At 64.5% G+C, this 13260-nt stretch carries 13 protein-coding genes and 1 riboswitch; of the genes, 5 read left to right on the top strand and 8 right to left on the bottom strand.

Annotated elements, in window-relative coordinates:
- Positions 1 to 30: 30 nt before the first annotated feature.
- Positions 31 to 1116: a DUF481 domain-containing protein gene (locus LWE61_RS05240; RefSeq protein ID WP_234148967.1), complete on the bottom strand. Its 1086-nt coding sequence runs from the start codon at positions 1114 to 1116 to the stop codon at positions 31 to 33.
- 253 nt (positions 1117 to 1369) lie between these two features.
- Here LWE61_RS05240 and LWE61_RS05245 point away from each other — a divergent pair, with 253 nt between their 5' ends.
- The 3 genes from LWE61_RS05245 to LWE61_RS05255 all read left to right on the top strand — a co-directional run bounded on the left by LWE61_RS05245 (position 1370) and on the right by LWE61_RS05255 (position 3000).
- Positions 1370 to 1798, top strand: coding sequence for an OsmC family protein (locus LWE61_RS05245; protein WP_234148968.1), 429 nt, complete (start codon positions 1370 to 1372; stop codon positions 1796 to 1798).
- Between the two features lie 102 nt (positions 1799 to 1900).
- Entirely contained in the window at positions 1901 to 2368 is a 468-nt protein-coding gene (locus LWE61_RS05250; protein ID WP_234148969.1) for a pyridoxamine 5'-phosphate oxidase family protein, read from the top strand.
- A gap of 317 nt (positions 2369 to 2685) precedes the next feature.
- A complete protein-coding gene (locus LWE61_RS05255; RefSeq protein WP_234148970.1) occupies positions 2686 to 3000 on the top strand; it encodes an alkylphosphonate utilization protein in 315 nt (104 codons plus the stop codon).
- A gap of 157 nt (positions 3001 to 3157) precedes the next feature.
- Here the strand turns inward: LWE61_RS05255 and LWE61_RS05260 are convergent, their stop codons facing one another.
- Positions 3158 to 4684, bottom strand: coding sequence for a DUF1570 domain-containing protein (locus LWE61_RS05260; RefSeq protein ID WP_234148971.1), 1527 nt, complete (start codon positions 4682 to 4684; stop codon positions 3158 to 3160).
- Positions 4685 to 4829: 145 nt separating this feature from the next.
- Positions 4830 to 6704, bottom strand: a complete 1875-nt coding sequence (thiC, locus tag LWE61_RS05265) for a phosphomethylpyrimidine synthase ThiC (RefSeq protein WP_234148972.1) — start codon at positions 6702 to 6704, stop codon at positions 4830 to 4832.
- A gap of 74 nt (positions 6705 to 6778) precedes the next feature.
- A riboswitch (TPP riboswitch) is annotated at positions 6779 to 6860 on the bottom strand.
- A 216-nt stretch (positions 6861 to 7076) separates the two neighbouring features.
- Between thiC and LWE61_RS05270 the strand changes: the two genes are divergently transcribed.
- Positions 7077 to 7724: an O-methyltransferase gene (locus LWE61_RS05270; RefSeq protein ID WP_234148973.1), complete on the top strand. Its 648-nt coding sequence runs from the start codon at positions 7077 to 7079 to the stop codon at positions 7722 to 7724.
- Positions 7725 to 7827: 103 nt separating this feature from the next.
- On the opposite strand, the gene LWE61_RS05275 is transcribed toward LWE61_RS05270, so the two are convergent.
- Positions 7828 to 8679, bottom strand: coding sequence for a MipA/OmpV family protein (locus tag LWE61_RS05275; RefSeq protein ID WP_234148974.1), 852 nt, complete (start codon positions 8677 to 8679; stop codon positions 7828 to 7830).
- A 218-nt stretch (positions 8680 to 8897) separates the two neighbouring features.
- On the opposite strand from LWE61_RS05275, the gene LWE61_RS05280 reads away from it, so the two are divergent.
- The gene (locus LWE61_RS05280; RefSeq protein ID WP_234148975.1) at positions 8898 to 9425 is read left to right on the top strand and encodes a hypothetical protein; all 528 of its coding nucleotides are present in this window, start codon (positions 8898 to 8900) and stop codon (positions 9423 to 9425) included.
- Positions 9426 to 9636: 211 nt separating this feature from the next.
- Here the strand turns inward: LWE61_RS05280 and LWE61_RS05285 are convergent, their stop codons facing one another.
- From LWE61_RS05285 to LWE61_RS05300, 4 genes are all read right to left on the bottom strand, one after another.
- Complete coding sequence (locus LWE61_RS05285; protein ID WP_234148976.1) at positions 9637 to 11088, bottom strand: UdgX family uracil-DNA binding protein; 1452 nt, start codon at positions 11086 to 11088, stop codon at positions 9637 to 9639.
- A 2-nt stretch (positions 11089 to 11090) separates the two neighbouring features.
- Positions 11091 to 12338 (bottom strand): putative DNA modification/repair radical SAM protein, encoded by a 1248-nt coding sequence (locus tag LWE61_RS05290; protein ID WP_234148977.1) that lies wholly within the window; start codon positions 12336 to 12338, stop codon positions 11091 to 11093.
- A 105-nt stretch (positions 12339 to 12443) separates the two neighbouring features.
- A complete protein-coding gene (locus LWE61_RS05295; protein ID WP_234148978.1) occupies positions 12444 to 12875 on the bottom strand; it encodes a DUF488 domain-containing protein in 432 nt (143 codons plus the stop codon).
- A gap of 45 nt (positions 12876 to 12920) precedes the next feature.
- A complete protein-coding gene (locus tag LWE61_RS05300; protein ID WP_234148979.1) occupies positions 12921 to 13217 on the bottom strand; it encodes a hypothetical protein in 297 nt (98 codons plus the stop codon).
- Positions 13218 to 13260: the final 43 nt, after the last annotated feature.

Genomic DNA, 13260 nt, shown 5'->3' on the forward strand with positions numbered 1-13260 from the left:
GCAGCATCTCGCCGGAATGGCTGCCTGACCCTAAAATTCATACACCAATGTCGCCCGCGTTGCGGTGTCGGTGGGTTTCGCACCGTCTGCCCGGTTGCTTTCGCTCTGCACATTGAAGGATAGGCGACCGGACAAGGCCTTGGTGATCTTTGACGTGAAGGCCGAAGTGGCGGTGAGGGTCATGCGGCCCTCCGCAGAGATGACCGAGGCAAGCTCTGTGAAATTCATGCTGGACGATAGCACCCATTTATAATTGAGCGATGCGCGCGCGCCGATGTCGCTGGAGGCGCTGTTGTCGGTAAAGGCGGTCTGGCGCAGAGCCGGGCCGGCATCGAGGTCGAGGGTCATGCTTTCCCCATCGATGGCGCGAAGGCCTATGCCAAAGGATTCGGTGAACCGGCGCGAATAGCCCGCGAACCGATCCCGCTCCCAGCCGACTACGCCATAGACATAAAAGCCCTGCCGCAGCAGCCAGTCGAGCGAATAGCTGGCCCCAAACTTTTCCCGCGTGGTCAGGTCGTTGGTGCGGAGATAATCAGCCAGCGCCTCGAACTTGTGACGGCTCTGAAGCCCCTCCTTCTTGACCGACAGGCCGATGACCGCGCTCATTTCCTCCGTATTGCCACTGGTGAGGCCGAAGCCAGCCTGCCCCTGCCCCTTCCATCCCTGAAGATAGCGCAGTGACGCCAGCCGCTGTTCCCGTTCCTGCCGCGCCTTCTCCTGCTCTGCGGTCAGCAAGCCCATGGCCAACGTTTCGATGGCGTCTGCCTGTTGGGGGTTCGTCGCCTTGGCAGCGCGCACCACCGGGGCGGTCACGGCGGAATCGCCCGCCCGAGCGGCCTCCCGCACGATCGCTTCGACCGACGGGGGGATGAACGGTGGGCGAGCGGCGAGCAGGCTGCTGGCGAGAATGTCGATTGCCGCCGTATCGCCGGGGTTGGTGAGTTTGGCGATTTTTACCACCGCGTCGACGGTCGACTGGTCGCCGCTCCGCGCTGCCTCGCGGATCATCGCCTCTACGGGCGGTGGGATTTCGGCGCGGGCGGTCGTGCCCGACACCAGCGCGAGCGTGCCGGGTGCCATGAGGATCAGGCGCCTGAGAGCGGGCAGGGGCACTGGTCTTTCCCTCGTTCGGTCGTGATTTCAACAGGGTGAGCTATGTCCTTATCCGTGGCAGTCCTGCGCTGTCCAGCCGGACGGGGCACGGGGCGCGACCGGATGTGGGCTGGGCAGGATATGGGGTGGATGGATGGCAGTGTCGGTTGTCGCTGGCATTGTTGACATGGCGCCGTCATGCTTGGCTGTGAAACGAAAGCGACGCTGCCCCGTTGGACAGGCAGTTCCCCCATTTTGCGAAAGGACCATCCTCATGACCACCAACAGTGCATCCGCCCGCTATGTAGGCCTGGGTAAGGACGGCAAGGGCAGCATTACGACCAAGTCCGGCATCCTCAAGGAGCAGCCCTATGGCTTTGGCACGCGCTTCGAGGGCAAGCCCGGCACGAACCCGGAGGAACTGATCGCAGCCGCCCACGCCAGTTGCTTCACCATGGCGACCAGTTTCGCGCTGGCGGGGGCTGGCCATGCGGATGGCACGCTAGATGTCAGCGCGGTCGTGACGCTGGACAAGGATGGCGAGGGGTTCGCGGTCACCAAGTCCGCCCTGAAATTGGTCGCGAAAGTGCCGGGCATCACCGAGGAGGATTTCAACCGCATCGCGGACGAGGCTAAGGCGGGTTGTCCGATCTCCAAGCTGCTGAACTGCGAAATCACGCTGGAAAGGATTTTGGAGGACTGAGCGGCCAGTGGCGACTGGCCGCCGTAACAGGCGGCTGGTCGCGCGGAGCATTAGGCCGGTCTGATGCGTTATGCAGTCCTCAACCGTCGAAGGAGAGGCGCCATGACGGCAAAGTCGATCAAAGATCTGGCCAGCAAGATGAAGGATATTGATTTCGCCATGCTCTCCACCCGCTCGGAGGGGGGACAGATCGGCGCGCGGCCGATGAGCAACAACCGCGACGTGGAATATGACGGCGACAGTCATTACTTCACCACCGAGGATACGGTGATGGTGCGCGACATCGAGCGCGACCCGCAAGTCGGCCTGAGTTTTCAGGGGAGGACGGGACTGCTTGGCCTGCGTCCCTTATTCGTGGCAGTCGAAGGGCGGGCCGAACTGATCCGGCACAAGAGCCAGTTCGAGCGGCACTGGACCAAGGATCTGGATCGCTGGTTCAGGCAGGGCGTGGATACACCCGGTCTCGTCCTCATCAAGGTGCATGCCGAGCGCGCCCATTATTGGGATGGTGAGGATGAGGGGGAGGTGCTGCTGGACGTCGATCGGGGCGCTTTTGTTGGCGGCCCGTGACTTGCGCGATGGTATGAACTGAGCTTGCAGCACTGAATCGGTAGGTGGTGATCTTTTGGGCTGTGACCGGGTTTAATCCGGCGTTGTGGCGGACGCTCTGGTCTGTGCTGCCTATGACTGAAACCAGCAAAGTTCGGGGATGCGGTTCGTGTCGGCATTCATGAGGGCTGCTACTCCCATAATGGGTAGGTGCATTTGACCACAAAGTCCCTGCTACCAGCGATCCTGTCGATAATGTCCAATGTCAGCCAATCGCAGCGATTGGCATGATTGTCTGTCCGCGCCTATGTAAGCCCTTTCCCGAAGGAAGTGATGATATGGCGCAGGATGACGACAGCTTCGTCTATGACGAGGCGACGGGTGAATGGATCAGCGCCGCGGAGGCGGCCGATAAGGCGGCTAGTCCGGAAAATGCTGGCGTCGAGGTGCGGGATTCGGTTGGTAATCTTCTCAACGACGGCGATCAGGTGACGCTTATCAAGGATTTGGTCGTCAAGGGAGCGGGTCAGACGCTGAAGCGCGGCACCCTCATCAAGTCGATCCGCCTGACAGGCGATGCGCAGGAGATCGACTGCAAGTTCGACGGCATCAAGGGCCTCGTCCTGCGTGCGGAGTTCGTACGCAAGCGGTAAGGCGAGCGGGTTGGAGATACTGCGGGATCTGACGGTGAAAGAGGCGAGTGGGATTGGTTACACCGCGGCGTTCCCGGCTTTCACCTGATCCTGCGAGAGGGGGCAACCGCGCGTTTTATCGACCGAATCCGTTAGACCGTCTGGCCTTTTCCCGGTGTCACGGCGTGTCTTCCTTGATCGCTGTGCCGGGCCTGAAATCCGTGCCATCCCATTCGGCGTCCGTGTCCATTCGGGCCAGAATCTGCTGCGCCCTTTCGGCCATCTGTCCGCCATGGGGATTATAGGCGACGGGCAGTAGATGGAAACGCGCCTGCCCCGGGCGCTTGTTGCGCAGTAACTGCATGGCGAGGGTCATCCGCAAGCCCAGATCGAAGGGTGCGATGAATGCGGCCCGTTCCAGCCCCTCCACCGCAACCGGGGGCGGTGTGACGCCCTGCCGCGCAAAGCTCTGGTAATAATAATAGAGGGCCAGTGGATGGTCGTTCTCCAGCCGGTTCAGGGCAATGAAAGGCGCGCGTGCCTCCCTGTAGGCGGTGGCTTTATCCTGCGCGGTGCTGGCAAGGTGGAAGAGCGCATAGCCTTTCTGGACATAGGCGTTGACCTGCGCGGGGTCGATAGCGAGCGCCGCGTCGGCGGCGGCGACCGCTTCCTTGTCGTTCCCGGCGTCATGTTCTGCTTCGGCCAGCGCGGTCAGGACCGCAGGGTTTGTCGAGAACCGGGCGGCGATGTCGCGGGCATCGACCAGCAATTGCCCGGCCTGCTCCCGGTTGACGCCCCGGTGGGAGCGGATGCGGATCGGCATGATCGCGGCCTCTCCCGTGCTCAGCTTGCTGACCTCGACACCCCCGGTCCGGAGCCGCGCGGCTGGGAGTTTCAACATCGACATCCGGGTTTTGGCCTTATAGGCGAGCAGACCCTTTTCCAGTTGGCCAAGATCGCCGAACGCTTCCTGCGCCGCGTCGCGCAGGCTTTTGCCCTGGGTGAGAAGCCGGACATATCGCTCCATCTGCCCTGAGCGTGCGCTGTCGAAGACCAGATAATGATAAAGGAGCCAGCTCTTGCCATAGAAGGCGTCATAGCCCTTACCCTTGCGCTTGTCATATTCGGCGGGGTCGAGCAGGTCCGTGACCTTGACATCGGGCGCGCTGAAAAGCTCATAGGCGCGGTGACGGGCAGGGCGGCCAATCCCGATGCCGCCGTCGCCCTCGAAACTGGCGGCGGCGAAGAACTCCGCCGATCCCTCCGACATCCAGCGGGGCACCGGAAAACTGCTGGTCGAGATCAGGAAATGATGGGCATATTCGTGCAGCAGCACGATCATGCCTTGGCTGGCCGTTCCCTGCCGGGCGGTGACACGGGGAATGATGGCCAGAGAGCCACCGGCGCGTGGGACATAGAAGCCGCCGATATATTTCGCGCCATCGCCATAGAGCTTGCGCACTTCTCTTTCATTGTTGACCACATACACGGTGACGCGATTCGACGGGCTGAGCGGTGGCCGCTTCATATTGGTCAGCAGTGCCATGGCGGCGTCGTACCGCTCCAGCTGCTGCGAGAAAGCGCGAATGTTGCGCTCGTTGTCGTTGGCATAGACGAGGAAATGATCGCTCGATGATTGCAGCCATTCGGCGTGAGCGGTGCCGGAACAGACTAGCAGCATGGACCAGATAATAAAACGCCGCATCATCCTGCATCCCCCGGAATTTCCACATCAAATCGTAGGCAAGATGCGTTGCGATACCAAGCTGCAATAGAGGGGATAAGAAAAATCCCGACCCGGAATGGACCGGATCGGGATCACTATTCTGCCGGACTGGTTTTAACCGCGATCAATCATGCTCGCGCCCGCCGGATCCCATGTAGAGTTCGCTGCCCGTCTCGCGGAAGACTTCGCTCATCTGGGCCATGCCCTTCTCGACATCCTCCGCCGCGATGAACTGGTCACTGGGCTGGTTCTGTTTGGCGGCGAAGTCGCGCACTTCCTGCGTGATCTTCATCGAGCAGAATTTGGGGCCGCACATGGAACAGAAATGCGCCGTTTTCGCGCCCTCGGCGGGGAGCGTCTGGTCGTGGTACTGCTCGGCCGTTTCGGGGTCGAGCGACAGGTTGAACTGGTCGCGCCAGCGGAATTCGAAACGGGCGCGGGATAGCGCGTCGTCGCGGACCTTGGCGGCCGGGTGGCCCTTCGCCAGATCGGCGGCGTGGGCCGCCAGCTTGTAGGTTACGACGCCGACCTTCACATCGTCGCGGTCGGGCAGGCCCAGATGCTCCTTGGGCGTGACGTAGCAGAGCATGGCCGTGCCGTACCAGCCGATCATGGCCGCGCCGATGCCGGACGTGATATGATCATAGCCGGGCGCGATGTCGGTGGTTAGCGGGCCGAGGGTATAGAAGGGAGCCTCGCCGCAGGCCTCAAGCTGCTTTTCCATATTCTGCTTGATCTTGTGCATGGGCACATGGCCCGGCCCCTCGATCATAACCTGCACATCCTGCTCCCAGGCGCGTTTGGTCAGTTCACCCAGCGTGTAGAGTTCGCTGAACTGTGCCTCGTCATTGGCGTCCGCGATGGAACCGGGGCGCAGGCCGTCGCCCAGCGAATAGGCGATGTCATAGGCCTTACAGATTTCGGTGATCTCGTCGAAATGCTCGTAAAGGAACGATTCCTTGTGATGCGACAGGCACCATTTGGCCATGATGGAGCCGCCGCGCGACACGATACCGGTCACGCGCTTGGCGGTCATGGGGATGTAGGCAAGGCGGACGCCCGCATGGATGGTGAAATAGTCGACGCCCTGTTCGGCCTGTTCGATCAGCGTGTCGCGGAAGATTTCCCACGTCAGGTCTTCGGCAATGCCGCCGACCTTCTCCAGCGCCTGATAGATGGGAACGGTGCCGATCGGGACGGGCGAGTTGCGCAGGATCCATTCGCGCGTGTCGTGGATATTGCGTCCGGTCGACAGATCCATGACCGTGTCCGCGCCCCAGCGGATCGACCACACCATCTTCTCCACTTCCTCCGCGACAGAGGAGGCGACGGCGCTGTTGCCGATGTTGGCGTTGATCTTGACCAGGAAGTTGCGGCCGATCGCCATCGGCTCCGATTCCGGGTGGTTGATATTGTTGGGGATGATGGCGCGACCGCGCGCGATCTCTGACCGGACGAATTCCGGCGTCACATAGTCGGGGATTTCCGCGCCGAAGTCCTCACCGTCGCGGATATATTCCTTGAGCCGGGCGCGGCCGAGATTCTCGCGCTCCGCGACATAGATCATCTCTTCGGTGATGATGCCGCGCTTGGCGTAATACATCTGTGTGACGTTGGCGCCGGACTTGGCACGCAGCGGCTGGCGGACGACATGGGGGAACGGTTCCACACCCTTGGCACGGTCGGGACCGGAGAGGCCATTGTCCTCCGGCTTCACGGCGCGCGCGTCATAGGCATCCACGTCGCCGCGCCCGACGATCCAGTCGCGGCGGAGCTGCGGCAGGCCGCGCATGATGTCGATCTTCACCGCAGGGTCGGTGTACGGACCGGAAGTGTCATAGACGCGGACGGGTGCCTCGCCGCTGCCCGGCTCCAGATGGATTTCGCGCATGGCGACGCGCACGTCCGCATTGCCCTGCGCTGGAACATGAATCTTCTTCGATCCCCGGATGGGGCCGGTGGTGACGGTCAGTTCGGTGCGGGCGGGGATGTCGGCCATTGTCGTTCGTTCCTCCTCAGGTCGGAAGGATCGTGGCCGTGCCTGCCCAAAATGATGGGCTGACCGCGCTTCCACTCCCTCCGCCGGTGTTAGCCGGATCAGGTTCTGCGGGTCGTGGGGCGCGACGCCCACCTCTCAGCCACGCTGGCTCCCCGGGGTTTGGCGCGACCATAGGGACAGCGGGCGCTGGCGTCCAGTCCCCCGCGCGGGCGGGGTCGGTCATTACAGGATGACCAACCGAAAAGCGGTTTTGGAGAGGCTTGATTTAGATATATCGAGATGTATATCGGAGGCGTGCGACGGTACGGACCGAGCCGGGGGGCGCCACAGCGCCCGCCCCCGACATTATCATGACACATCATGGAGCCAGCGATGGACGACACTATTCAGGCCGTACTCGATCATTATCACGCTCGCATCGCGCAGGAACAGGCGCAGCGCGCCGCCCATCCCACCGGCCCCGCCAGCGCCAGTCCCACCGCCACCACGACCCTGACCGCGCCCGACCGGGACGAGCGGCTGCTGGCGGTGGGACCGGAGACGGGCCGCCTCATCAACATCATCGCCCGTGCCTTCGACAAGCCCAACATCCTCGAAATCGGCACAAGCTATGGCTATTCCGGCATCTGGCTGGCCCATGCCGCGCGCGAATCCGGCGGGCGGCTGACCACGCTGGAGCTACAGGACTATAAGGCCGCCTATGCCCGCGAGCAGTCGGAGAAGGCCGGCCTTGCCGACTATGTCGATTTTCAGGTCGGCGACGCACTGGCCCTGATCGACGCGCTGCCGCACGGCATCGACTTCGTGCTGCTGGACCTGTGGAAAGACCTGTACACGCCCTGCCTCGACGCCTTCTACCCCAAGCTGAATCCGGGGGCGATCATCGTGGCGGACAATATCAACAGGCCGGGCGGGCCGGGGATCGAGGCCTATCTCAAGGCGCTGCGTACCAAGAAGGGGATCAGCAGCCTGTTGCTGCCGGTGGGCACCGGGATCGAGGTCAGCCGATACGACCCCTGACGTCCCACGCCGATCCCGCGCGGGGAGAGGGGCGGCTATGGGTCCGCCCCTCTCCCGTCATCAACCTGTCAAGGACGGTCCGGCCATCAAGCGGAACAGGCCGTCAGAAGGTGAAGCCGAGGCCGATGGCGCCGGTGAACTGGTCCGGCGAACCGCGATCCGCCACGACCGGCGAGCGTTCGAAATTGCCCAGCATCCGCGAGTAATTGACGCCCGCGAAGATGGCGAAGCCGCCATTGGTCAGGTCGCCGTCCAGATCATAGGCGCCGATCAGGCCCGCGCCGACATTCTTGAACCCGGCGCGCGCCTGATAGGGGCGCAGGCCCGACGCCTGGCTTCCCGCCGGGGTTACGCTGTAATAATAGCGCGCATATTTGTCGTCGACATGCTCCGCCGAGATGGAGAGGGCGACGAAGCTGCCCTGGCTGAGCGGTGTCTGGAAAGTGGCGGTCGGCGCGATCACGAACCCTTCATGCGCGCCCGCCACGTCGCCGCGCACGTCGACGCTGAAGGTCAGGCTGTCATAGGGATTGGTGATGCGGTTGATGCTGAAACCGACATTGCCGCCGACCTCGACCGCCACGTCCTTCTTGCCCAGCGCGAAGACGGCGGGATCCTTGATCTGGCGATTGCGGTCGAAGCGGGTGCGCACGACCGGGCCGAATTGCAGGCTGAGCTTCGCATCCTTGGGATCGTTGATGAAGTCGAGCGCGAGGCCCGCCGGGCGCGCCGCGATGCCGACCCCCGCGACCCGGCCCATCACGGCGGCGGCGGGAAAGGCGACATAATCGTCCGATCCCTCATAGCTGGGACCGAAGGCCCCGCCCGCGCCGATGGTGAGATAATCGCCGTCGAAGATCGAGGTCTGCGGCGGCGTATCCTGCGCCAGCGCGGGAGCGGATGAGAGGGCGAGGAGGGCGATGGCGGCCAATGCGCGCGGGGTGCGTTTCGTCATGGCGGGGAAACCCGGCGTCATGGATTTGGTTGCGGGGGCGATACACGGTTGGGCGAGGGATGTGGCGATTGGGCAACAGTGGGTCGGGGGCATGTCCGGGGCAGGGCGGCGGGCGCGGTCAGGCATGGGAGGTGTGGCCCGAGGATCATTAGACTTGACCGCAGCAGGCCATGGCTGACACCCTGCGGACAAGAGCGGCGACGGCAGGGAGAGGCGGCATGGACGCTGTAAAGACTGTAATGGCCGGGTTGCTGATGGTCGGACCGTCGGCGGTCCCCGCGCAGCAGATGCTGCATATCCCCGTCAAGGGCGCCATCCAGTCCGTGCCCGTTTCGACAGGGCGGCCCAGCGCACCATCCGACACGGCCGTCCAGATTTCCAGAGAAAGGCGAAAGCATGGGAAGGTCTATGCCCTTGGCCCCACGAACGACTGTTCGGACCGGCGGGCCATCGTGCAGTTCGTCGTGAAATACCCGATTGCGACCTGTCATGCCTGGGCCTTTCGGATGACGACATCCGCCGGTGACATGACCTTCGTGGATTTTTTCATACAGGTTGAGGATGCGCCGTTCCTGAGCAATCCGTTGCCCTTCGGCCTTATTGATCCGATCGAGATCGACCTTTCCATGATCGAGGAAGGGCCGTCCTTCGTGACGGGGACGATGCATTTCACGCCTGCGCGATTGGGTAAGGACAGCATCAACATCATTACATCCTTCGAGCCGGAAGGCTTGAGAGGAGGGTGATGCCCGTTGCCTTTCCGAGAGGGATGCGTTCGTTGGCAGGCTTCTGTCCGGGGGCTGGCTTTCTTGTTCAGACGATGCGTGACGGCATGACGAGGGTGGGAGTGCACGGTGAGGGCGGCGCGCGCTGGCCGCCATGGCGGTCGTGGCGCGTGTTAGCCGCTTCGTTGCACCCCGACGCCTCATTCCGCTCGCCTCTGCCCGCGCGCGGCGGTCATGCCGCGGCCAGCGCCTTTCGCAAATCGCGCACCATGCGGTCCCGTTCGATGTCGCGGGCCTGTGCGTCGGGGAGGCGGAGCAGGTAGCTGGGGTGAACGGTGGCGAGGAGGCGGCGGTCCTGCCACGGCAACAGGTCGCCGCGCACCGGGGCCAGCGCCTGCTTTCGGCCAGACAGGGCGTGCAGCGCGGTCGCGCCCAGAGCAACGACGATGGTCGGGTTGACCAGCCGTATCTCCTCCGCCAGCCACCAGCGATAATGGGCGATGTCGCCCGCATTGGGGGTGGCGTGCAGCCGCCGCTTGCCCTGCGACGTAAACTTGAACCGTTTGACCGCATTGGTGAGGAAGGCGCTGGCGCGGTCGATCCCGGCCTCCGCCAGGCAGGCGTCCAGCACCTGGCCGGCGGGACCGACGAAGGGGCGACCGGCCTTGTCCTCCTGCTCGCCCGGCTGTTCGCCGACCAACAGGATGGTGGCGGATGGCAATCCTTCGCCCGGCACGACATGGCTGGAGAAACCCGGCGATGGGGGCGTGTCCTCGGCGGCGAGCGCGGCGTAGAGGGCGGTCAGGCTCTCGAACCGGCGACCCCCCGGCTCGGCCGGGGCGAACAGGTCGGCCTCGCTGCGAACCGTCTCCACCATGGCGTCGACCCGTGTCTCTGCGCGGCGGATCAGTTCCGGGATGAGCGCGCTTTCCGGCAGGTTGCGCCAGTAGCGCACCGGCATCTCCTTCTTCATCATCGCCACCTTGACGCGGGCGGGGTTGAAGATGCTGGCGTAATAGGCGCGCCATTCCGCCTCCACCGCGTCGCCGCCCGGCACGTCGGCGGGGGTGCCGCCCGGCCCCTCGCGCAGGGTCGCGCCGTCCCAGCCGATACTGACCTGCGGCGTGACGATCAGCCAGTCCATGCCCGCGAACCGATTGCGGAAAAAGCCCGCGACGGCGCGACCGATATGATGGTCCGGCTCGAACCATGCGGCGAACCGTTCGCGCCCGTCCGCCTCGCCCACTTTGCGGAAGCGGACGAAGGCGTGCATCTTGTGCAGGTCGCGTCGCACCGATTTGGCGAGGGCGGCGAGCGCGATCATGTCCGGGTCGGCGGGGTCGAGGTGCAGCCGGGGCCGCTCGCGCAGCCGCCACAGGGTGCGATAGGCAAGGGCGAACCGCCCCGGCGCGCGGTGCAGCAGGGCGTGGCGGAGGAGGTGGAGGAGGGCGCGGGGGACCGGCTGCGCCATGGTCGTCACGGGCGCGGGCAGGGGTTGCGCGACGGCGAACAGGTCCGCCATGCCCGTCCCCGCCACGGTCCAGTCGATACGGTCGGGCGGGATCGCCGCCGCCAGCAGGGCGCGCGCCGCATCCCGCCAGCCGGTGAAATCATCGGGGGCGGCCAGCGTGACGGGCAGGATTGCCGGCGGGGTCAGGGGCAGGTGCACGGGGGCGGAGCGCATGGTCAGGTCGTGAAGAGGGACAATTGCGCGGGCGGCTTTGCCGGGACGATCCGCGCCTTCAGGTCCGCGCGGTCGAGCAGACCGACGGGCCGCCAGTCCGCCGCCTCGATAAAGGGGCGGATCGCGCGCAGCGAGCGGCACAGGCGGGCCACATCGTCCAGCCGCAGGCGGCGGTGCCGCCGCGCCGCGATCAGCCGGTCCACCACCCGCGCGCCCAGCCCCGGCACGCGCAACAGGCTTTCCCGCGGGGCGCGGTTGACGTCCACGGGGAACATCTCGCGCCGCTCGATGGCCCAGGCCAGCTTTGGGTCCATGTCCAGCGCCAGATGGCCGCCCTGCATGGTCGCGCTGATCTCCTCCACCGAAAAGCCATAGAAGCGCAGCAGCCAGTCGGCCTGATACAGACGATGCTCACGCAGCAGGGGCGGCGGCTGGGCCGGCAGGGAGCGGCTGGCGTCGGGGATGGGGGAGAAGGCGGAATAATAGACCCGCCGCAACCCATAGCGTCCATAGAGGGCGCTGCTCGTCCGCAGCATATGGTCGTCGTTGGAGGCGTCCGCGCCGACGATGATCTGCGTGCTCTGCCCGGCGGGGGCGAACACGGGCGCTTTTTTCGAGGTTCGCCGCTCCGCCTTCGCGTCGCCGATGCGGGCGCCCAGATGCGCCATGGTCCGGCGGATGCGCGCGCCATCCTTTTCCGGGGCGAGTGCGGCGATGCCATCGTCGGTGGGCAGTTCGAGGTTGATCGACAGGCGGTCGGCATAGCGGCCCGCCCGCGCGATCAGGTCCGCGTCGCCCTCCGGTATCGTCTTGAGGTGGATATAGCCGCGGAAGCCATGCTCCTCCCGCAGGCGCCGGGCGACCTCCACGATCTGCTCCATCGTGTAGTCGGGGCTGCGCACGATGCCGGAGGAGAGGAACAGCCCCTCGATATAGTTGCGCTTGTAGAAGTCGAGGGTCAGGTCGACCACCTCCTGCACCGTGAACGCCGCCCGCCGCACGTTGGAGGAGGAGCGGTTGATGCAATAAGTGCATTCGAACATGCACTGGTTTGTCATCAATATCTTGAGCAGCGAGATGCAGCGGCCGTCCGGCGCATAGCTGTGGCAGATGCCCATGCCGGTGGTGGAGCCGATGCCGCCGCTGTCCCGTGAATCCCGTTTCGTCGCGCCGCTGGACGCGCAGGACGCGTCATATTTCGCGGCGTCGGCCAGAATGGCGAGTTTTTCGAGACGGGTGAGTTTGGCCATATGTTCACTGTATGTTCCGAAGAGCGGAGCGTGGCAATGGCGATGCGATGAACGGTGTTGGAGGGGAGGGACTATCCGTCGCCGCGTATTGACGGCTGACGCCGGTCAGACGAACAGGTCGATGACCTCCGCTTCGGGAAAGGCGCTTTTCACCAGCAGGGAGCGGTGACAGCAGGCGGGGCTGCGTTCGAAACAGAGGAGGGCGGTGGGCGCCTCCGCCGCGCGGTCAGCCAGTTGGGCGGCCCGTACGAGGGCTTCGGGAAGATCGAGTTGCGCGGCATAGATGCGCGACAGGGTGGCGAGGTCGCCCTTGCGCGCGGCCTCTCGTCCGGCGGGGGGCGTGCCGAGCGCCTTGTAGCCGACATAGTCGATCCCGGCCTCCTTCAGGCCGGCGGCGAGGATATTCTTGGAGAAGCCGGGACGCCGCGACAGCGGAACCGCTCGCACGTCGGCGAGCAAAGTGACGCCGGCGTGTTGCAACCGTTCGATGAAGGCGGCCTGCGTGACGCCCTCATAGCCGATGGTGAAGATGCGCATGACGCAAAGGCAGGGCGGATGGACGCCCTACCCGAATCCTGTGAGTCAGGCCGCCAGATGCAGCGGGTCGGCCCGCGTCATCAGCGCCTTGGTCGCGCGGATGCACTGCTCAAGGCTCGGCCCCGCCAGATCATAGCTTGCGCCGTCGGACAGGATCACCCGCAACTCCCACAGCGTATCGCGCGCGATGCAGGAGTCGCGGTCGCGCGGGTCGAGGAAGAGGGGCGCATCGCCGATCCGTGCGCGGTGCAGCAGATGCTGCTCCACGCTCATATGAAACTCATGATGCGCGTTATGCTGGATCTTGAAGACGGAAACATTGTCGGTCAGCCAATTGAGCATCGTACTTCTTCCCGTTCAGACTATCCCGTCCACCCGCTGCCAC

The organism is Sphingobium sufflavum, from assembly GCF_021403115.1.
In the GTDB taxonomy this organism is placed as follows: domain Bacteria; phylum Pseudomonadota; class Alphaproteobacteria; order Sphingomonadales; family Sphingomonadaceae; genus Sphingobium; species Sphingobium sufflavum.